Source organism: Agromyces archimandritae (assembly GCF_018024495.1).
Taxonomy (GTDB): domain Bacteria; phylum Actinomycetota; class Actinomycetes; order Actinomycetales; family Microbacteriaceae; genus Agromyces; species Agromyces archimandritae.
On sequence record NZ_CP071696.1, the window covers coordinates 2528402 to 2549014 of the forward strand.

General features: G+C 71.3%; 17 protein-coding genes. 10 read left to right on the plus strand and 7 right to left on the minus strand.

The window, feature by feature from the left end; genetic code table 11:
- The first annotated feature begins 119 nt into the window (after nt 1-119).
- The 8 genes from G127AT_RS11500 to G127AT_RS11535 all read left to right on the plus strand — a co-directional run bounded on the left by G127AT_RS11500 (nt 120) and on the right by G127AT_RS11535 (nt 11691).
- On the plus strand, nt 120-3731 hold the full coding sequence (locus tag G127AT_RS11500) for a S8 family serine peptidase (RefSeq protein ID WP_244857551.1): 3612 nt from the start codon (nt 120-122) through the stop codon (nt 3729-3731).
- 196 nt (nt 3732-3927) lie between these two features.
- Nucleotides 3928-5115, plus strand: coding sequence for an ROK family transcriptional regulator (locus G127AT_RS11505; RefSeq protein WP_210897012.1), 1188 nt, complete (start codon nt 3928-3930; stop codon nt 5113-5115).
- 68 nt (nt 5116-5183) lie between these two features.
- Nucleotides 5184-6443 (plus strand): extracellular solute-binding protein, encoded by a 1260-nt coding sequence (locus G127AT_RS11510; RefSeq protein ID WP_210897014.1) that lies wholly within the window; start codon nt 5184-5186, stop codon nt 6441-6443.
- Between the two features lie 119 nt (nt 6444-6562).
- A complete protein-coding gene (locus tag G127AT_RS11515; RefSeq protein ID WP_210897016.1) occupies nt 6563-7552 on the plus strand; it encodes a carbohydrate ABC transporter permease in 990 nt (329 codons plus the stop codon).
- Nucleotides 7549-8466 carry a carbohydrate ABC transporter permease gene (locus tag G127AT_RS11520; RefSeq protein ID WP_210897018.1) on the plus strand — a complete coding sequence of 306 codons (918 nt, stop codon included), beginning with the start codon at nt 7549-7551 and terminating at the stop codon, nt 8464-8466. Before G127AT_RS11515 ends, G127AT_RS11520 begins: the two co-directional genes overlap by 4 nt.
- Nucleotides 8463-10001 carry a glycoside hydrolase family 3 N-terminal domain-containing protein gene (locus tag G127AT_RS11525; protein ID WP_210897020.1) on the plus strand — a complete coding sequence of 513 codons (1539 nt, stop codon included), beginning with the start codon at nt 8463-8465 and terminating at the stop codon, nt 9999-10001. Before G127AT_RS11520 ends, G127AT_RS11525 begins: the two co-directional genes overlap by 4 nt.
- Entirely contained in the window at nt 9998-10921 is a 924-nt protein-coding gene (locus G127AT_RS11530) for an ROK family protein (RefSeq protein WP_210897021.1), read from the plus strand. Before G127AT_RS11525 ends, G127AT_RS11530 begins: the two co-directional genes overlap by 4 nt.
- Complete coding sequence (locus G127AT_RS11535) at nt 10906-11691, plus strand: glucosamine-6-phosphate deaminase (protein WP_210897023.1); 786 nt, start codon at nt 10906-10908, stop codon at nt 11689-11691. Before G127AT_RS11530 ends, G127AT_RS11535 begins: the two co-directional genes overlap by 16 nt.
- A 97-nt stretch (nt 11692-11788) precedes the next feature.
- On the opposite strand, the gene G127AT_RS11540 is transcribed toward G127AT_RS11535, so the two are convergent.
- Together G127AT_RS11540 and G127AT_RS11545 are read right to left on the minus strand one after the other, a co-directional pair.
- Nucleotides 11789-12181, minus strand: coding sequence for a YrdB family protein (locus G127AT_RS11540; RefSeq protein WP_244857552.1), 393 nt, complete (start codon nt 12179-12181; stop codon nt 11789-11791).
- Nucleotides 12182-12248: 67 nt separating this feature from the next.
- Entirely contained in the window at nt 12249-12842 is a 594-nt protein-coding gene (locus tag G127AT_RS11545) for a TetR/AcrR family transcriptional regulator (protein ID WP_210897025.1), read from the minus strand.
- Between the two features lie 69 nt (nt 12843-12911).
- Between G127AT_RS11545 and G127AT_RS11550 the strand changes: the two genes are divergently transcribed.
- A complete protein-coding gene (locus tag G127AT_RS11550; RefSeq protein WP_210897027.1) occupies nt 12912-13958 on the plus strand; it encodes a hypothetical protein in 1047 nt (348 codons plus the stop codon).
- A gap of 18 nt (nt 13959-13976) precedes the next feature.
- Here G127AT_RS11550 and purU read toward each other — a convergent pair whose 3' ends face one another.
- Genes purU through G127AT_RS11575 form a run of 5 tightly spaced genes read right to left on the minus strand, consistent with a single transcriptional unit; the run spans nt 13977 to nt 19235 of the window.
- Nucleotides 13977-14846, minus strand: coding sequence for a formyltetrahydrofolate deformylase (gene purU, locus G127AT_RS11555; RefSeq protein WP_210897029.1), 870 nt, complete (start codon nt 14844-14846; stop codon nt 13977-13979).
- A 59-nt stretch (nt 14847-14905) separates the two neighbouring features.
- Nucleotides 14906-16051, minus strand: coding sequence for an ROK family transcriptional regulator (locus G127AT_RS11560; protein ID WP_210897031.1), 1146 nt, complete (start codon nt 16049-16051; stop codon nt 14906-14908).
- Nucleotides 16052-16054: 3 nt separating this feature from the next.
- Nucleotides 16055-16921: a carbohydrate ABC transporter permease gene (locus tag G127AT_RS11565; RefSeq protein ID WP_210897033.1), complete on the minus strand. Its 867-nt coding sequence runs from the start codon at nt 16919-16921 to the stop codon at nt 16055-16057.
- Nucleotides 16918-17856, minus strand: coding sequence for a carbohydrate ABC transporter permease (locus tag G127AT_RS11570; protein ID WP_210897035.1), 939 nt, complete (start codon nt 17854-17856; stop codon nt 16918-16920). The genes G127AT_RS11565 and G127AT_RS11570 overlap by 4 nt, the downstream gene beginning before the upstream one ends.
- 2 nt (nt 17857-17858) lie before the next feature.
- Nucleotides 17859-19235 carry an ABC transporter substrate-binding protein gene (locus G127AT_RS11575; protein WP_210897037.1) on the minus strand — a complete coding sequence of 459 codons (1377 nt, stop codon included), beginning with the start codon at nt 19233-19235 and terminating at the stop codon, nt 17859-17861.
- A gap of 96 nt (nt 19236-19331) precedes the next feature.
- On the opposite strand from G127AT_RS11575, the gene G127AT_RS11580 reads away from it, so the two are divergent.
- The gene (locus tag G127AT_RS11580) at nt 19332-20612 is read left to right on the plus strand and encodes an MGH1-like glycoside hydrolase domain-containing protein (protein ID WP_210897039.1); all 1281 of its coding nucleotides are present in this window, start codon (nt 19332-19334) and stop codon (nt 20610-20612) included.
- Nucleotide 20613: the final 1 nt, after the last annotated feature.

The window sequence follows — 20613 nt, forward strand, 5'->3', positions numbered from 1 at the left end:
TTGTGCGAAACATGCATGAATCCTGCGTGAACATCCACTGTTCACCGTGTGCCACCCTGCGATAGGTTCGGAGCCATCGTGGCCCCCGTACGGGGCTTTCTGCAGGGATGGAGGCGTTCGTGAACACATTCCGGAGAGGGCGGCCAGGGGCCGCCGGACTCCACGGCATCGCGGCGGCAACGCTCAGCGGTGCCGTCTTCGTTTCCGCGGCGGTGGTCGGCTTCGCCGCACCGGCGTCGGCCGAGGAGGCCGCACCGGCCGCAGCGGTCGACTTCGCCGATGGGCGGTACATCGTCGTGCTCGACGAGCAGCCCGCCGCGGTCTACGAGGGCGGCGTCGCCGGGTTCGAGGCGACCGCGCCCGCACCCGAGGAGCAGCTGGACGCGCAGGCCGCGCCGGTCGAGAAGTACACGGACTACCTCGCCGCGCAGCAGGAGGACGTCGCAGGCGCCGTCGGCGCCGACGTGTCGGCCTCGTACACGCTGACGCTGAACGCCTTCGCGGCGAACCTCGACGCCGAGCAGGCGGCGGGTCTCGCGCGCGACAAGCGCGTGCAGACCCTCGTGCCCGACGAGCTGCTGCACACGACGGCGACCCCCTCGACCGAGTTCCTCGGCCTCGAGGGCGAGGGCGGCGTGTGGGAGTCGATCGGCGGCGTGGAGCAGGCCGGCGAGGGCGTCGTGGTCGGCGTGCTCGACACGGGCATCGCCCCCGAGAACCCGTCGTTCGCGGGTGAGCCGCTCGGTACCGAGCCTGGCGCGGACCCGTACCTCGACGGCGACTCGATCGTCTTCGAGAAGGCCGACGGCAACACCTTCACGGGCGTGTGCGTCGAGGGCGAGCAGTTCGCCGCCGACGACTGCTCGACGAAGATCGTCGGTGCGCGCTACTTCGTCGACGGCTTCGGCGAGGACCGCCTCGGCGGCGTCGAGCTCGGCGAGTACGTCTCGCCGCGCGACGGCGACGGCCACGGTTCGCACACCGCCTCGACGGCCGCCGGCAACAACGGCGTGCCCGCTGCGATCTCGGGCGTGGACTACGGCACGATCTCGGGCGTCGCGCCCGCGGCGAAGGTCGCCATGTACAAGGTCTGCTGGACCGGTCCGGACCCGACGGTCACGACCGATGACGGTTGCTCGATGACCGACATCCTCGCGGCGATCGACGCAGCCGTCTCCGACGGCGTGGACGTCATCAACTACTCCATCGGCGGCGGCGGGGCGACCTCGACGATCGAGCTGAGCGACCAGGCATACTTCAACGCCGCGGCCGCCGGCGTGTTCGTCTCGGCGTCGGCCGGCAACGACGGCCCCACGGCATCCACCGTGGACAACGCGGCGCCGTGGATCACGACCGTCGCGGCGTCGACGATCCCGAGCTACGAGGCCACGGCCACCTTCGGAGACGGCACCGCCGTCGCGGGCGCGTCGATCACGGTGGACCGCACGCTCGAGGAGCCGCTCAGCGGCGAGCTCGTGCGCGCCGATCTCGCCAAGCTCGACACCTTCGAGGATGCGGCCGACGCGCTGCTGTGCGCGCCGGGGTCGCTGGACCCGGCCAAGGCGACCGGCAAGATCGTGCTCTGCGAGCGCGGCGTCTACGACCGCGTCGCCAAGTCGGCCGAGGTCGCCCGAGCCGGCGGCATCGGAACGCTGCTCGTCAACAGCACGCCCGGCTCGATCGACACCGACGAGCACAGCGTGCCGACGATCCACCTCGAAGACCGGTACTGGGACGTCGCCTACGCGTATGCGGCGACCGAGGGTGCGACGGCCACGTTCACGCCCGACAACACGACGGACTACACGCCGCCGACCCCGCAGGTCGCCGGCTTCTCCTCGCGCGGCCCGATCGTGGTCGACGGCTCGAACCTGCTGAAGCCCGACATCGCGGCTCCGGGCGTGGCGATCCTCGCCGACGGCCCGAACGCCGAGGGTGCCGAGCCGACCTTCATGTTCGCCTCGGGCACCTCGATGGCCGCACCGCACATCGCGGGTCTGGCCGCCCTGTACCTCGGGGAGCGTCCGAACGCGACGCCCGCCGAGATCAAGTCGGCGATGATGACGACGGCCGGCGACACGGTCGACGGCGACGGCGCCCGGGTCACGGATCCGTTCGCGCAGGGTGCCGGTCAGGTCGACCCGACCCGCTTCTTCGACGCGGGCCTGCTGTACCTGAACGGACCCGAGGACTGGGCGCGCTACGTGCAGGGCATCGACCCGACGACGTTCCCCGAGCTCGAGCCGATCACGGGCACCGAGCTGAACCTCGCCTCGATCGCGATCGGTTCGCTGACGGCTCCGCAGACGGTGACCCGCACGGTCACCTCGACCGCCGCCGGTGACTACACCGTCTCGGTCGAGGGGCTCGAGGGCATCGAGGCCACGGTCACGCCCTCGACGCTGAGCTTCGGCGCCGCGGGCGAGACGGCCTCGTACCAGGTCTCCTTCGAGCGCACGACGGCCGCTGTGGACGCGTACGCGACGGGTTCGCTCACCTGGGCGGACGGCACGCACACGGTGCGCAGCCCCATCGTCGTGCAGCCGGTCGCGCTGAGCGCGCCGGATGCGGTGTCGGGCGAGGGCGTCGACGGCCAGGTCGCCGTCGAGGTCGTTCCGGGCAGCGACGGGGAGATCCCGCTCGCGACCTCGGGCCTGACGGCCGGAACCCTGCACCCGAACCCGGACGACCCCGAGGCCGGCGACAGCGGTTCGGGCACGGCGGGCGACGAGTTCCGCTACGACGTCACGATCGGCGAGGGCGTCGAGTTCGCCCGCTTCGACCTCGACGCGGCCGACGACACGAGCGATCTCGATCTCTTCGTGTACCGGCTGAACGCGGCCGGGCAGGCCGTGGCGCTGTACCAGTCGGCGACGGCTTCGGCCGACGAGCGGGTGGATCTGCCGGCGCCGCCGGCGGCGACCTACGCCGTCTTCGTCGACGTGTACTCGGGCGCCACGGCGTGGGACTTCACGACGTTCGAGGTGACGCCGGGCGCGGGCGAAGGCTCGTTCCAGACGGATCCCGCGGCGCTGACCACCACGCAGGGCGAACCGGTCTCGTACACCGCGAACTGGTCGGGTCTGACCCCCGAGACCGACTATCTCGGCATCGTGCACTACGGCGACACGGGGCGTTCGACGCTCGTCGAGGTCGCCTCGGGTGCCGCCGCGGAGCCGGGCGCGCCGGTCAACACGGTCGCCCCGGCGATCGAGGGCACGCCGGCGGTCGGGTCCAAGCTCACGGCGACGCCGGGGCAGTGGACGCCGGAGGGGCTGAGTTTCGCGTATCAGTGGAAGGCCGACGGGGTCGACATCCCGGGGGCGAAGCAGGCGAAGCTCCAGGTGACGAAGAAGCTCGCGGGCGCCTCGCTGAGCGTCGTGGTCACGGCATCCGCCGAGGGCCTGCCGTCGGCGTCGGCCGAGTCGGCCGCGGTGGTCATCGCCCACACGGCGAAGCTGGACCTGAAGCTCTCGACGCCGATCGCGTTCTCGTGGAACACGGTGAAGGCGACGGTCTCGCTCTCCTCGAGCGGCGACGTCGCGGGCCAGCAGGTGACGGTCTCCGTGAACGGCACCGAGGTGCCGGTGGTGGTCGACGCGAAGGGCAAGGCGAGCGTGAAGCTGCCGAAGCTCGGCTCGGGTCTGCACGGCGTGACGGCGTCCTTCGCGGGCACCGACACGGTCGCGGCGGCGAAGAGCCACACGAAGTATCTGCTGGTGCTGTTCTGATGACCGGCTGATCGGCTGAGCCGATCGGGAGGGCGGCGGGCGTGAGCCCGCCGCCCTTCGTCGTGTGCGGATGCGGTGGCGCGCCGGCCGCGCTGCGGCATCCACCGCGGGTCACGACTCGGTAACGCCCCGATGGATTCCGGGCGAAGGGTTGCGCCGGATTTGTTCGTATGGTTTCCTAACAAACGTGACAGCGATGGATGCTTCCGATCAGGCCGAGACACCGGTGCTCGACGCCGGAGCCGCGACGACGGGCCTTCGGGTGACGCTCGGTCGCGAACTCCGCCCCACACGCAAAGTGCTCCCCGAGCACGCGCGCAGCCACAACCGCGCCCTCGTCCTCCAGACGCTTTTCACCGCCGGCCCCCGCAGCCGTGCCGACCTCGCCCGCGAGACCGGCCTCACCCGCGTCACCGTCTCGGACCTCGTCGCAGACCTCGTCGGCGAAGGCCTCGTCGTCGAACTCGGCCAGCGCGAATCGGCCGGCCCCGGCAAACCCGCGACGCTCATCGACGTCGACCGCGCCGGGTTCCACATCATCGCCGTCGACCTCTCCGAGCACGCCGTCTTCCGCGGCGCGGTCAGCGACCTCGACGGCACGATCGTCGCCCGCGACGAAGTCGCCCTCGACGGCGCGACCGGTCAGGCCGCCATCGACCGCGCCTTCGCCCTCATCGGCGGGCTCCTCGCCCTCACGAGCACCCCGGTGCTCGGCATCGGCATCGGTTCACCGGGTGTCGTCGACCCGAACGGCGTCGTACGCGCCGCGCCGAACCTCGGCTGGACCGATCTTCCTCTCCGCGACCTGGCGGCGGCCGAATTCGGCCTGCCGGCGCACGTGGGCAACGACGCGAACGTCGCCGTGCTCGCCGAGCATCGCGGAGCACAGACCGACGACCTCATGCTGGTCAAAGTCGGCCACGGCGTCGGCGCCGGCGTGCTGCTCGGCGGCCGCCTCGTGCTCGGCAGCGCCTTCGCCGCGGGTGAGATCGGGCATGTCGTCGTCGGCGACGACGCGGGGTATCCCTGCGCCTGCGGCAAGACCGGATGCCTCGAGTCCTGGTTGTCGGCACCGCGCCTGTCGACCCGCATCGCCGGGCTCGACGAGGCCGGCCGCGAGCTCGTGCTCGCCGAGGCCGGCCGTCGGCTCGGGGTCGTGCTCGCGCCCGTGGTCGGCGCCCTCAATCTGCCGGAGCTGGTCCTCAGCGGCCCGGTCGACCTGCTTGACGGCCCCCTCCTCGATGCGGCCGTCGAAACGCTCCGGAACCGGACGATGGCGCAGCTCACCGGTGATCTGAGGCTCCGGTTGACGTCGCACGGGCAGGACATCGTCCTGCAGGGTGCGGCCGTCATGGTCCTGTCCGGACAACTCGGGGTCTCCTAGACCCCGCGCACCAAGGGTCGTCAGCACCCGGCTGGCCACCTCTTCCGTAGGAAAGGAACACACACGACATGAGGAAACTCGGCATCGTGGCGCTCGGCGCCGCGGCGGCGCTGACCCTCGCGGGCTGCAGTGCCGGCGGTGACGGCGGCAACAGCTCCGACGGCGGCACGATCACCGTGTGGCTCGTCGGAAGCGACACCCCCGACACCGCACGCGCCTACCTGAAGGACACGTTCGAGTCGGAGAACGAGGGTTGGAAGCTCACGGTCGAGCAGAAGACCTGGGCCGACGTCAGCGACACCTACGCGGCGGCGCTGCAGTCCAACGACTCGCCCGATCTCGTCGAGGTCGGCAACACGCAGACCGCGAGCTTCGCGGACCAGGGTCTCTTCCAGCCCATCACCGACCTCCGCGACGAGCTGGGCGGCGATGACTTCCTCGGCGGCCTCGAGGACTCCGCGACCTACGACGGCGACCTGTACGCCGCTCCGTACTACGCCGGCGGCCGGATCGTCTTCTACTCGGAGCAGGTCCTCGGCGACACCGCGCTGCCGAAGACGCTCGACGAGTACGTCGCCAGCGGCAAGGCGCGCCACACCGACACCGTCTCGGGCATCTACGCCCCGGGTCGCGACTGGTACAACGCGCTGGCCTACGTGTGGGCCAACGACGGCTTCATCGCGGAGCAGGACGGCGACGCCTGGAAGGCCGGCTTCTCCAGCGAGGGCGGCATCAAAGGTCTGAGCATGCTGCAGGACGTCTACACCAACGCGTCCAACGCCGCCAAGGACGGCGACGAGACCGACCCGCAGGTTCCGTTCTGCGCCGGCGAGGTCGTCTTCCTGTCGGCCCCCGCGTGGGTGCAGGGTTCGATCCAGGCCGCCGCCGACGCCGAGAACCCCGGCTGCGCCGACACCTTCGGCTCCGACCTCGGCGCCTTCGCGCTGCCGGGCCTCACCGCGGGCGAGACCGCCCCGATCTTCGCCGGCGGTTCGAACATCGGCGTCGCCACGAAGAGCAAGAACCCGGAGCAGGCCGAGAAGGCCCTGGCCATCATGACCTCCACCGGCTACCAGGAGCTCATGGCCGAGGCCGGCCTGACCCCCGGCATCGAGTCGGCCGCGTCCGCGCTGCCGGACACGCCCGTCGCCCAGGCCCAGGCCGAAGCGCTGGCGAACTCCAAGGTGACCCCGACGACCCCGAAGTGGGCCGAGGTCGAGGCCGCCCAGATCATCCAGGAGGCGCTCGTCAAGATCGCCCAGGGCGGCGATGTCACGGAGATCGCCACCGGCCTGGACAAGCAGATCGAAGACATCCTGAACTCCTGACCGAGCTCGGATGAGAGGAGGGGGCGGCGCCCTCGCCCCCTCCTCACCCCTCTCTTCCGCGGCCCCGCCGCATCCGCAGCAGCCGGCCCCCCTCCGGCGATCCATCGAGGAGCAGCCACGTGAGCGCAACCCTCACCGAAGCCGACGCACCGCCGCGTCCGCCGAAGAAGTCGAAGCGCAAGGCGCTCTCGGACGTGCCGCGACCCGCCGGCAGCAAGAAGCGCCGCTTCCCCGTCGCGCCCTGGCTGCTGCTGGCCCCGAGCATCGTGCTGCTCGGCATCATGGTCGGCTACCCGACGATCGCGATGATCGTCCAGTCGTTCACCGACCTGCAGATCAAGAACAAGATGCTCGACATCCCGGCGAACTTCGTCGGGTTGGAGAACTTCATCGGCATCATCGCCAAGGGCGACTTCCCGGCCGTGCTCGGCCGCTCGCTCGCCCTCATGGTCGTCCTCACGATCCTCAACATGGCCGGCGGCATGCTCATCGGCATGCTCATGATGCGCCTCGGCCGCGCCTGGCGCACCGCCGTCTCGGTCGCCCTCCTCATCGCCTGGGCGATGCCGCCGCTGGCCGCGACGATCGTCTGGGGGTGGATCTTCGACACCGAGTACGGCCTCATGAACCACGTCATGACGCTCCTCACGGGCGATCGCTGGTACGGCCATTCGTGGCTGGCGAACTCGTGGTCGTTCACCGGCGTGCTCATCATCATCATCGTGTGGCAGTCGATCCCGTTCGTCGCCTTCACGTTCTACGCCGGGCTCGGCCAGATCCCCGGCGAGGTGCTCGAGGCGGCCCAGCTCGACGGCGCCGGCGCCGTCAAGCGCTACCGCTACATCATCGCCCCGTACATGCGCAACGTCGTCACGGCCGTGCTCGTGCTGCAGATCATCTGGAACCTGCGGATCTTCACGCAGGTATACGCCCTGCAGCAACAGGGCGGCATCGTCTCCGAGACGAACGTGCTGCCGACGCTCATCTTCCGGCAGGGTCTCGGCGACTTCGGCGTGACCGCCGCGATCGGCGTCATCCTGCTGATCCTGCTGATGGGCCTCAGCTACTTCAACGTCCGCCGCACCCTGAAGAGCGAGGAGCTCGCATGACCACCCAGGTGACCGCAGGGAGCCGGATCGCCGTCGCCCCGGCCGGTCGCGCGACCCGCGACGGGCGCCCGAAGAAGATCTGGCTGCAGGTCCTCTTCAACGCCATCGCCGCCGTCGTGATCGCCTGCTCGGTGTTCCCCGTCTACTGGATGGTGAACGCCTCCTTCACCCCGACGAACAAGATCATCACGCGCGAGCCGAGCTTCTTCCCGACCGAGTTCACCTGGAAGAACTACGTCACGGCGTGGACGCGCGAGGCCGCGCCGGGCCAGACCGACTTCCCGCACGCGCTCGGTACCTCGCTCCTCATCGCCCTCAGCGTGGTCGTGATCTGCGCCCTCTTCGCCTTCATGGCCTCGATCGCGATCGCCCGCTTCGCCTTCCGCGGTCGGTACACCTTCATCGTGAGCGTGCTCATCGTGCAGATGGTGCCCGGCGAGGCGATGATGTACACCGTCTACAACATGCTCGACGACGTGCAGCTCGTGAACCATCTCTTCGGGCTCTTCCTCGTGCACCTGGCCGCGGTCGTCCCGTTCACGATCTGGACGCTGCGCGGCTTCGTCGCCGGCGTGCCGGCCGACCTCGAAGAGGCCGCGCAGATCGACGGATGCTCGAAGTCGCAGGCGTTCTGGAAGGTCACCTTCCCGCTGCTGGCGCCGGGTCTCGTCTCGACGGGCATCTTCGCCTTCATCCAGTCGTGGAACGAGTTCACGATGGCGCTGCTGCTGATGAAGGGGTACAACCTGACGCTGCCGCCGTGGCTGAACTCGTTCCAGTCGGCGACCGAGGCGACGAACTGGGGCGCCGTCATGGCCGGCGCCACATTGATCGCCCTGCCCGTGGTCATCTTCTTCCTCTTCGTGCAGGGGCGGATGGTCGGCGGCCTCGTGAGCGGAGCCGTCAAGGGATGACCGAGCACGACGAGGCCGGCGGAGCGTCGCTCCGCCGGGACATCCTCACGACCCTCATGCCCGGCTTCCGCGGCATCGCGGCGCCGGAGTGGCTGCTCGCCCGGCTCCGCGACGGCCTCGGCGGCGTGTGCGTCTTCGCCGGGAACATCGCCTCGCCCGAACAGCTGGCCGGCCTGACCGGGGCGATCCGCGAGGCGAACCCCGACGCCGTCGTCGCGATCGACGAGGAGGGCGGCGACGTCACCCGGCTCTTCGCCCGCGCGGGTTCGCCGTACCCCGGCAACGCCGTCCTCGGCCGCATCGACGACGTGGGGCTGACCGAACGCGTCGGCCGATCCGTCGGCGAGGCGCTCGCGGCGACCGGCTGCACGATGGACTTCGCCCCCGACGCCGACATCAACTCGAACGCGGCGAACCCGGTCATCGGCGTCCGCAGCTTCGGGGCGGAGCCGGGGCTCGTCGCCCGGCACACGGCGGCGTGGATCCGGGGCCTGCAGACGGCGGGGGTGGATGCCGCGGCGAAGCACTTCCCGGGCCACGGCGACACCTCGGCGGACTCGCATCTGGCCCTTCCGGTCGTCGACCTGCCCCTCGAGGCGCTGCAGGGCCGCGAGCTCGTCCCGTTCCGGGCGGCGGTGGCCGCCGGCACGCGGGCGATCATGACCAGCCACATCCTGTTGCCGCAGCTGGACGCGGTCGATCCGGCCACCCTCTCGTCGCGCGTTCTGCATCGCCTGCTCCGCGACGAGCTCGGGTACGAGGGCGTCGTCGTCAGCGACGCCCTCGACATGCACGGGGCGAGCGGCGCGCACGGCATCCCCGAGGCCGCAGTGCGCGCCCTCGCCGCGGGCTGCGATCTGCTCTGCATCGGCGCGAACAACACCGACGAGCAGCTCGCCGACATCCTCGACGCGGTCTACGAGGCGATCGACGACGGCCGTCTGGCGGCCGAAGACGTGGCGCGGGCCGCAGGCCGCGTCCGCGGGCTGCCGGGGCATCCGGGGGCGGATGCCCCGGCGGCGGCCGGTCTGGCGGCGGGCGCCGCCGTGCTCGAGGCCGAGATCCTGCCGCGCGCGACGGCATCCATCGAACTCGGCGACGCCTGCTCGCGCATCGCCGGTGCCGGCCGCGTCGGCACCGTCGTGCGCATCGACACGATCGCGAACATCGCCGTGGGGGACGACGTTCCGTGGGGCGTGTTCGCGGCATCCGCCCCCGGCGACTGGGTCGACGAGGCCGACGTCGTGCCGCTGTCCGAACGCGAGCCCGGCGGCCGCGCCGGCGTGCTCGGCGACCCGGCGGGCCTGGCCGGCCCCGTCCTCGTGATCGGCAAGGATCTGCACCGGTACCCCTTCGCGCGCGAGGCGATCGACGCCCTGCGCGCGGTGCGGGGCGACGTGCTGGCGATCGACATGGGCTGGCCCGGCGAAGACCGGGCGTACGCAGACGTTGCGAGCTTCGGCGCGTCGCGGCTCATGGGGCGCGCGGTCATCGACCGCCTACGCGAGGTGCTCGACCCGGCGGCGGTGCAGTGAAGCTCGGCATCGACATCGGGGGGACGAAGACCGCTGCGGTCGTGCTCGGATCCGACGGAACGCTCAGCGACCAGGTGCGGATGCCCACGGGCTTCGGCCCCGAGGAGGTCGTCGGCACCGCGCTGCGCACGGTCGCACGGATGAGCGAGCTCGCCGGCCTGGAGCCGGGCGGCTTCGAGTCGATCGGCATCGGCGTGCCGGGGGCGGTGGATGCCGGCACCGGCCGCGTCGAGCACGCCGTGAACCTCGGCGTCGCCGGACTCGACCTCGGCCCACGCCTGGCCGACCGGCTGGGCGTCGCCGTGCGCGTCGAGAACGATGTGAAGGCCGCAGCGCTCGGCGCCGACCACCTGCTGCACGGCGCGGGCACCCGCGACGCATCCATGGCCTATCTGAACCTCGGCACGGGCCTGGCCGCCGGCATCGTGCAGGGCGGCCGGCTGCTGCGCGGTTCGCGCGGCATCGCCGGCGAGATCGGGCACATCCCGGTCGACCCGCACGGTCTCGAATGCCCGTGCGGGCAGCGCGGCTGCCTGGAGACCGTCGCCTCGGGCTCGGCGATCGCCAGGGCCTGGCCGAGCACGGATCCGCTGCCGGCGCGGGAACTGTTCCTCGCCGCCGATGCGGGCGACGGCGCTGCGATCGAGGTGCGTGACCGCTTCGTCGGCGGCGTGGCCGCCGCGGTGCGCCTGCTCGTGCTCACGGTCGACGTGGACGAGGTCGTCATCGGCGGCGGCCTGGCCGCGCTCGGCGAACCGCTGCTGGGCGGCACCCGTCGTATCCTCGAGGGATGGGCGGCCGGCTCCGCGTTCCTCGGCTCGATCGACCTCGCCGGGCGGGTGCGGATCATCCCGCCCGGGTTCCCCGCGGCCGCCGTCGGCGCCGCACTCGTAGGAGGCATCGCATGGCCGAAGTCGTGATCGTTCCCGACGAAGCCGCAGCCGGCGCCCTCGTCGCCGACGCCATCGTCGGGCTCATCGGCGGGAAACCGGATGCCGTGCTCGGCCTCGCGACGGGTTCCACGCCGCTGCCCGTCTATCGGGCACTTGCCGCACGCATCGCCGAGACCGGGCTCGACGTGAGCCGGGTGCGCGGGTTCGCCCTCGACGAGTACGTCGGCCTGCCGCCCGGTCATCCCGAGAGCTACCGGTCGGTCATCACCCGCGAGGTCGTCGAACCGCTCGGGCTCGCCCCGGGGCTCGTGCACGTGCCGGACGGCCGGCCGGTCGGCATCCGCACCGCCGCGGCGGACTACGAACGCGCCATCCGCGAGGCCGGCGGCGTCGACCTGCAGATCCTCGGCGTCGGCCGCACCGGGCACATCGGCTTCAACGAGCCCGGCTCCTCGATGGCCTCCCGCACCCGGGTGAAGACCCTCACCGAGCCGACCCGCATCGACAACGCCCGCTTCTTCGATTCGATCGACGAGGTGCCGATGCACTGCATCACGCAGGGGATCGGCACCATCCTCGACGCCCGCCACCTGGTGCTGCTCGCCTTCGGCGCGGCCAAGGCTCCGGCCGTGGCCGCGGCCGTCGAGGGGCCGGTGACCTCCAGCCAGCCGGGGTCGGCGATCCAGCTGCACGAGCACGTCACCGTCGTCGTCGACGAGGCGGCCGCCGCCGATCTGCAGAACGCCGACTACTACCGCTACGCTTGGGCCAACAAGCCGTCCTGGCAGAGCCTCTAGGCGCCCGGCCGGAGACTGCCGCGGGACGCGCGGGGTCGGTGGTGTACACGGATCGCATCATCGCCTCCGCGCGTCCTCCGGGAGGCGCCGGCGTGCCTCAGGCGGCGAGTTCCTTGAGGCCGTTGATGATGCCGCTCACGGCGGCCACGACGGCCAGGGCGACGGCCACGATCGGCTGCCCGAGGTCCCACCAGGCCAGGGCGGCGGCCGAGAAGGTGGCGACCTCGACGAGCGCCTTGCCGAAGACGTCGACGCGGAAGACGGCCTTGGGGGAGCGGAACAGCGCCCAGGCGAGGATCGCGAGCACGGGAGCGCCGATGCCGAAGGCGATGCCCGGCCACGGCAGCGGGAACGCGAGGAAGCCCCAGAGGCCGAGGCTCACGAACGCGAAGATCTCCAGCAGGAAGCGGAGGATGTCGTTCGGGCCGATGCGGGGGGTCTGCGGCGCGGCCGTCTGCGGTGCGGATGCGGCGGGCTGTGGTGCTGACACCGCTTCATTCTACCGCCGGCGGCGAATGTCCTGGTCAGTGCGGGGCGGGCTGCCCGTGCGGTCTCGGTCAGTGCGGCAGCAGTCGGGCGGCCTGGGCGAAGTAGGCCTCGTCGTCGAAGTCGTCGAAGATCTCGCGCTGCAGCACGAAGCCCTGCCCGAGGGAGAGGGCGATGGGCATGAGCGCGGCGATGGTGGCATCGACGTCGCCGTCGACGACATGCTCGGGGTGGGCTTCGAACCAGGGCCGGACGGCGGTGCCGAAGGCTTCGCGGATGGCGCCGATGGGGCCGGCGATCTCGGCGCGCACATCGGCGTGGATGGCGGCGTCGGCCCACAGCTGGATGAGGATGCGCAGATCGAAGTGATCGCGCATGCCGGTCATGACGCTTCGCATGACCTCGGCGGGGGCGAGGGGGCGCCCGTCGCTGCCGAGGGAGTCGAGTTCGGCGAAACGCTGCCCGAGGGTGCGCCTAGACATGGCGGCGAAGAGCTCGTGCTTGCCCGAGAAGTGACCGTAGATGGCTCCGGCCGAGAGCCCGGATTCGGCGATGATGTCGGCCATGGTGGTGCCCCGGTAGCCGCCGCGCGAGAAGCATCGCTGGGCGGCGTCGAGGATTTCGTCGCGTCGCCGGGCGCGGTAGGCGTCGCTCACTTTCGGCACGTTGACAAGCCTACGGTCCCGGGAGCACACTGAAAAGGAACATTCGTTCTTTTTTCTGAGGAGCCCCCAATGTCCGCATCCGACCGGACCCCCATCGGCCGCGTCATCGCCCTCGCGATCGGCCTCGCCGCCGTCGTGGGCGTCATCGTGCTCGCCTTCTCCTGGCCGTCCATCACGGCCGATCCGCGCGACCTGCCCATCGCCGTCTCCGGTCCCGCCGAAGCCGTCGACGCCGTCACGGCCAACGTCGACGAGGCCCAGCCCGGCGTCATCGCCTTCACCGAGGTCGACGACCGCGACGCGGCGGTGGATGCCATCGCGCAGCGCGAGGTGTACGGCGCCGTCGTGCTCGGCACCGAACCCGAAGTCCTCACCTCGGGCGCCGCGAGCACGGTCGTCAGCCAGCTCCTCGGCGGTGTCGCCGGCCAGCTCGAGACCGCCGTGAACGCCCAGGCCCAGCAGGCCGCGGCCGCAGCCGGCGCCCCGCAGGCCCCGCCGCACATCGACGTCGCCGTGACCGATGTGGTGCCCCTCGCCGAGGCCGACGAGCGCGGCACCGGCCTTGCGGCGGCGATGTTCCCGCTCGTGCTCGGCGGCATCATCGGCGGCGTCGCGATCTCGCTCGCCGTCCTCGGAGCGCTCCGCCGGGTGCTCGCGGTCGTCGTCTACTCCGCGGTCGGCGCGATCGCGATCGTGTCGATCATGCAGCTCTGGTTCGGCGTGCTGCAGGGCGACTCCTGGATGAACGTCGCCGGCATCGCCCTCGGCCTCGCCGCGATCGCCGCACCCATCACGGGTCTCGTCGCCCTCATGGGCCGGGCCGGCCTCGCCCTGGGCGCGGTGGTCATGATGCTCGTGGCCAACCCGATCTCGGCGGCGGCGTTCCCGATGGAGTTCCTCGTCCAGCCCTGGGGTGCGGTCGGCCAATGGTTCCCGCCGGGGGCCGCGGCCACCCTCGTCCGCGACCTCTCGTACTTCCCGGCCGCCGACGCATCCTTCCCTTGGCTCGTGCTCGGCACCTGGGCGCTCGCCGGGGCGCTCTGCTCGCTCATCGGCCACTTCCGTACCGCAGGCGGTGCCGAGCCCGACCGCGAAGCGGCCGTCGCCGCAGCCTGAGCCGAGGCGGCGCCCGCGCTACCGGAAGATGATGGTGCGGGCGCCGTCGAGCAGCACCCGGCGCTCGGCGAACCACTTCACGGCCTGGCTGAGCGTGCGGCTCTCCTCGTCCTGCCCGATCGCGACGAGCTGCGAGGGGCTCCGCGTGTGGTCGACGCGCACCACGTTCTGCTCGATGATGGGGCCTTCGTCGAGGTCGCTCGTCACGAAGTGCGCCGTCGCCCCGATGAGCTTCACGCCGCGCGCATGCGCCTGCCGGTAGGGGTTGGCCCCCTTGAAGCCGGGCAGGAAGGAATGGTGGATGTTGATGCAGCGGCCCGCGAGCGCATCGCACAGCTCGGGGGAGAGGATCTGCATGTAGCGGGCGAGCACGACGAGCTCGATGTCGTGCTCCTCGACGGCGGCGAGCACGCGGGCCTCGAACGCCGCCTTCTCAGCGGTATCGGTGACGGGCGCCGCCTCGAACGGCACCCCGTAGAAGTCGACGAGTTCGCGGAGCGTTCCGTGGTTCGAGAGCACGAGCGGGATGTCGACGGGCAGCTGGCCGGCCCGCTGCCGGAACAGCAGGTCGTTCACGCAGTGCCCCGCAGTGGATGCCAGCACGAGCGTGCGGAGCGGGCGCCCCACCTCGTCCACGCTCCACTCGGCGTCGAAGCGTGCCGCGACCGGCGCGAGCTCCGCCTCGAAGGCGGCCCGGTCCGCGCTCGATTCGACCTGCAGGCGCATGAAGAAGCGCCCCGTGTCGGCACTCGTGAACTGCTGGCTCTCGGTGATGTTGCCGGCGGCGGCCACGATCGCGCCGCTGACGGCGTGCACGATCCCGGGCCGATCTTCGCAGATGAAGGTGACGACCCGGTGGAACCGGTGCTCGGGCGCGCTGCTGCTCATCCGAACAGCCTACGCGGCGCGCCGCCGCCGGCCTGCCGCGAGGGCGTCCGGCGCCGCGGTCACGCGAAGCGCGCGTTGATCGCCTCGGGCGCGAACAGCTCGTCGATCGCGACGCGCGACAGCCCGATGAGGGCGGCGTCCTCGCCGAGGCGTGCCGATGAGACGTCGAGGTGGCGCGTCGCCCGCGGAAGCGAGCCGGCGTAGACCGCGGTGCGCACGCCGGCGATGAGCGCCGGATGCGCGAGCGAACCGCCGATCGTGATCGTCGCCGGATTCACGATGCCCACGACCGCGGCGAGCACACGCCCGATGAGTTCGCCGGCGCGGGTCAGCTCGGCGCTCGCCGCAGCATCACCGGCTGCGATGAGGGCGTCGAGCGCACCCTCGTCGGAGACGGGGACCCCGGCCTCGCCGAGGCGGCGGAGGACGGCCACGCCGCTCGCTTCGGCGGCGAGGCATCCACGTCGCCCGCACCGGCAGAGGGCGTCGCCGCCGAGCTGCACATGGCCGATGTCGCCGGCGCCGCCGTCGACGCCGCGGTAGATGCGCCCGCCGAGCACGAGGCCGGATCCGATGAAGCTCGACGCCTTGACCAGCACGAAGGGGTTGGCGGCCGTCTCGCCGGCTTCGACGAACTCGCCGTACGCCATCGCGTCGGCATCGTTCTCGAGCGAAACCGGCACGTCGAAGCGTTCGCGGACGGCCTCGATGACCGGCCAGTCGCCCCAGCCCGGCATGACCGGCGGGTCGGCGAGGCGGTGCGTAGCCGGGTCCACGGGGCCGGGCACCGAGATCCCGGCCGCGCCGATGCGCGCTCGATCGAGGCCGGCATCGGAGAGCAGGGCGTCGAACCCGTCGAGTACCCGGTCGAGCACCGGCGACGGTCCGTCCTCGACGCGGACGTCGAGGCGATGGGTGGCGAGCACGTGCCCATGCGGGTCGAGGATGCCGGCGACCGCCCCGTCGGCCTCGATCGCGGCGGCGAGCACGATCGCGTCGGCAGGATCGAAGACGAACCGGGTCGCCCGGCGCCCCCCGGTCGCATCGCCGGCACCGGCCTCTCGGATGATCCCGGCATCCACGAGGGAATCGACCCGCTGCGCGACCGTCAGCCGCGACAGCCCGGTCGCCTCGCCGAGCTCGCCGCGCGTGACGGCCTCACCGCTGCGGATGAGCCGAAGGATGTCCCCCGGGCCTCTCGTCACGTCTCACCCCTTGTCTGCGCCGGCCGTGAGGCCCTCGGTCAGGGCGCGTTCGGCGAACCCGTAGAGCACCACGATCGGTACGGTCAGCAAGACGCTGCCAGCCATGAGGATAGTCTTCGAGACCTCCTGCCCGTCGGCCAGGCGCGTGAGTCCGAGCGACACGGTCCAGAGATCCTGCTTGGCCGAGAGGAACAGCAGCGCGAAGAGGAACTCGTTCCACGCGATCATGAACGAGTACAACGCCGTGGACATGATCGTCGGCATCGCCAGCGGGATCGTGATGCGCGTGATGATCTGCCAGCGGTTCGCGCCGTCGACGAGGGCTGCCTCGTCGATCGACTCGGGGATCGTGGCGAAGTAGTTCCGCAGCATGTGCACCGAGACCGGCACCGTGAGGGCGATGTAGGCGATGACGAGGCCCCAGAGGCTGCCGCCGAGGCCGAGCACCTGGAAGCCGACGAAGATCGGCACGGCGATGATGATGGTCGGGAAGAGGTAGACGGCGAGGAACAGCGCCGAGACCCGCCGGCGGCCGAAGAAGCGCAGCCGCGAGACCGCGTACGAGGCCGGGATCGTCAGGAGCATCGTGAGCAGCGTCGCCCCGGTGGCCACGATCGCCGAATTCGCCATGAAGCGGCCGAAGCCGTAGCCGCCCTCCTCGAGGGGCGCGAGCACTCGCCGATACGTCTCGACCGTGACCGAGCCGAGATCCGGGATCAGCATGAGCGGGTTCCGCAGCAGGTCCTCGATGCGCACGAAGCTCATCATGAGCATGTAGAGGAACGGGAAGACGGTGACGACGAGGAGGACGGCGATGACGATCCAGCGGAGGATGCCGAGGGTGCGCTCCTGGGCGCGGACGATGCTCATGAGGGGTTCCCTTCGCGTCGGACGAAGAACCGCAGGTACAGCAGCAGGGCGATGACGAGGAACGCGGCGAGGACGACCGCGTTCGCGCTCGCCGCACCGATGTCGCTCGAACCGACGAGCTGGTCGTAGACGCGCACCGCGGCGACCTGCGTGCCGGCGGCCCCGCCCGTGAGCAGGTAGACGTCGTCGAACTTGTTGAAGGTCATGACGAAGCGCAGCAGGGTGAGCAGCGCGATCGTCGGCATGAGCTGCGGCAGCACGACGAGCCGGAACCGCTGCAGGGGGGTCGCGCCGTCGACGACCGCAGCCTCCTCGACCTCGCGAGGCAGGCCGGTGAGGGCGGCGGCGAGGAACATGAACGCGAAGGGGAAGTAGCGCCACGTCTCGAAGAGGATCACGGTCCACAGCGCCTGCGGGGCGGTGCCGAGGAAGTCGACGGGGTGCTCCCAGCCGAGGATGCGGGTGCCCACGGCGTTCACGAGCCCGTATTGCGGGTTCAGCAGCACCTCCCACACGAAGGCGACGGCGACGACGGGCGCCACATAGGGCAGGAGCATGACGGCGCGTACGAGTCCGCGGGCGGGGAAGCGGCGTCGCAGCGCGAGGGCGGCGACGAGGCCGAGGACGATCGAGCCGATCGTGGACCCGGCCGTGTAGACGACGGTCGTGCCGAGCGATTTCCAGAACCCGGGCGAGGTGAGGACGTCGAGGTAGTTCTCGAGGGTGAGCGCGTTGAACAGCCCGTTGCGGGCGATGTCGGAGTAGCGCGCCTCCTGGAAGGAGAGCACGAAGGTCCACGCGATCGGCACGATGATCACGAGCGTGATGATGACGAGGAGCGGGCCCACCATGACGAGGCCGTCGCGGTTCTCGCGGCCGAGGATGGTGCGGCGGCGGGGCGGGTGCCTCGCCGCCGCGTGCGATGTCGCGGTCATGGTCAGCGGTCCGCGATCTCCTGCACGGCGTCCTGCATCTGCTGCTGCGCGGTGGATGCGTCGACGCCGCCGGCGGCGAGGTCGGCGATGATCTTGGCGATCGGCAGTTCGGCGGTGAGCGGGCCGACGAGCCGGCCCTGGCCCTGCGGGATCGCCCAGCGCGCGAGGTCGGCGGTCACGCCCTGGACGGCCTCGACCGTCTCTGCCGGGTAGATCTCGCCGAGCGGCGCGCGGGTGTCGACGCCCATCGCCAGCTTCGCCCAGGCGTCCGCGAACGCCGATGGGGCGTCGGAGGTGCCGAGCCGGGCGGGGAACTTGCCTTCGGGGGCCATCGCGAGCCATCCCTCGTAGCCGTCCGAGAGCATGTATTCGACGAAGCCGCTCGCACCGTCGCCGGCGTCTTCGGTGATCGCCCAGGAGGTGAGTTCGCCGTAGGAGCCGGCGTCGTCGGCGCTGGGGCCGGTCACGAGCGGGACGATTCCGGTGTGCTCGGCGAGCCAGCCCGGCTCGGCGCACTCGGGGCAAGACGGCATGGCGTCGTTGCGGAGGCCGGCGAGCTCGTCGAGCAGGAAGGTCGACCAGACGGTCATGGCCGCCTGCCCCGAGAAGTAGGCGGCGCGGGTCGAATCGACGCTCTGGGTCCCGTCGGGTGACGCGTCGCCGGCGAGGGCTCCGTACAGCTCGATCGTCTCGGTGCAGGCGTCGCTGTCGAGGGTGACGGCACCGGTGTCGTCCGCGAGTTCGCAGCCGTTGCCGAGCGCGAGCGATTCGAAGGTCTGCTGGGTGAACGGGTCGCCGGGGTCGGTCGCGATGGAGATCCCGTACCGGCCATCGGCGGTGAGGGCTTCTGCGGCCTCGAGCAGCGCGTCGTAGTCGTCGGGCGCTTCGAGTCCGGCGGCGTCGAAGAGGTCGGTGCGGTAGACGAGGATCTGCGCCCAGGCGTCGGCCGGCACGGCGAGCTGTTGGTCGCCGTCGCGGGTGAGGTCCAGGGTGGAGGCCTCCCAGGTGTCCGCACCGAGGGCCTCGACGACAGCGCCGGCCGCCTCGCGGTCGAGGTAGCCGTCGCCGTCGAACGAGCGCACGAGGCCGAGCGGGAGGGCTCCGATGACGTCGGGCATCTCGTGGGCGAGGGCGGCGGCCGAGAGCAGCTGGGGGATCTGCGCTTCTTCGACCGGCACGAGTTCGACGTCGACGCCGCTTTCGTCGGTGTACGCGTCGATGACCGCCTGCGTCGCAGCGACGCGGTCGGGCTGGACCTCGAGGGACCAGACGAGCAGTTTGCCGTCGTCGCCTTCGCCGCCCGAGCCGCAGGCGGTGAGCGAAACGGCGAGTGCGAGGCCTGCGGTGAGCGCGAGGGCGCTGCGGTGCGTGGTGCTCATGTCACTCCTCTTCATCGAGTACGGCTGGTGCGCCGGCAGACTTATGTATAACGTATGAGCAGAAGATGCACAAGAACTAGACATGAAGGGGTGCGCATGGCCTCGAGCCCGGTGGATGCCGCGAGGGCGATCCTCGAGACGAACTGGACGGGCGGCCACACCGTTCCCGCGACGGGCCTCTACCCGCACCAGTGGAGCTGGGACTCGGCATTCATCGCGATCGGCCTGCGACGACTCGACCCGGTACGGGCCCGAACCGAGCTCGGCTCCCTCTTCGCCGCGCAATGGTCCGACGGCCGCCTTCCGCAGATCGTCTACGACCCCTCGCGCGATGACGACTATGCGCCCGGCGATGCCTTCTGGCGCTCGCGCGAGCTGCCGGAGGCCGGCCCGCTGCCGAGTTCCGGCCTGATCCAGCCGCCCAACCACGCCTGGGCGGCCTGGCTCGTGCACGAGGCCGACCCGGTCGGCTCCGAGGCGAGCGGATTCCTCGCCTCGGCGTATTCCCTGCTCGTGCGCTGGCACGACTACCTCGCCGAGCGCCGCCGCTCGCGACGCGACCGCCGCCTCGTCGTCATCCGCCACCCCTGGGAGGCCGGCACCGACAACTCCCCGCTCTGGGATGCGGCGCTCGCCCGCATCCCCGCATCGTCCACGAGCATCCCCCGCCCGGATCTCGACCATGCGGGCCTCGGCGAACGCCCCGGCGCACGCGAATACGCCAAGTACTACTGGCTCGCCGAACGATACCGAGCGGGCGGATGCCGCGACGGCGGCGACCGCCCGTTCGCGCTCGCCTGCCCGCAGTTCAACGCGCTCCTGGCCGTCTCCGAGCTCGCCCTCGCCCGCATGGCCGAGGAGCTCGGCCGCGACGGATCCGAGCACCGACGGCGGGGGCGTGAGATCGCCGAAGCCCTCGACGAAACCCTCTGGCACGAGGAGCTCGGCATCTTCACCGCTCGCGACGAGGTCGACGACGAACTCGTGCCACGGCGCACCGTCAACGGCCTCATCCCGCTGCTCCTGCCCGGCATCTCGCACGCGGAACGCCTCACCGACACTCTCGCGGGCCCGGCATTCCTCGGCTCCTGCCGTTTCGTGCCGAGCAGCGACGCGAGCGCCCCCGAGTTCGACCCGGCCCTCTACTGGCGCGGCCCCGCCTGGTTCAACACGAACTGGATGCTGCTCCGCGCCCTCTGGGGCGCCGGATGCGAAGACCTCGCAGAGCGCCTCGTCCCCCTCTTCACCGAGGTCGCCGCAGAGGTCGGCTTCCCCGAGTACGTCGACCCGAGGGACGGGACGCCGCGCGGCACGCGATCCTTCTCATGGACGGCAGCGCTCGCCGTCGACGTGATCATGGAGCGCGCGGCGAGGTGAC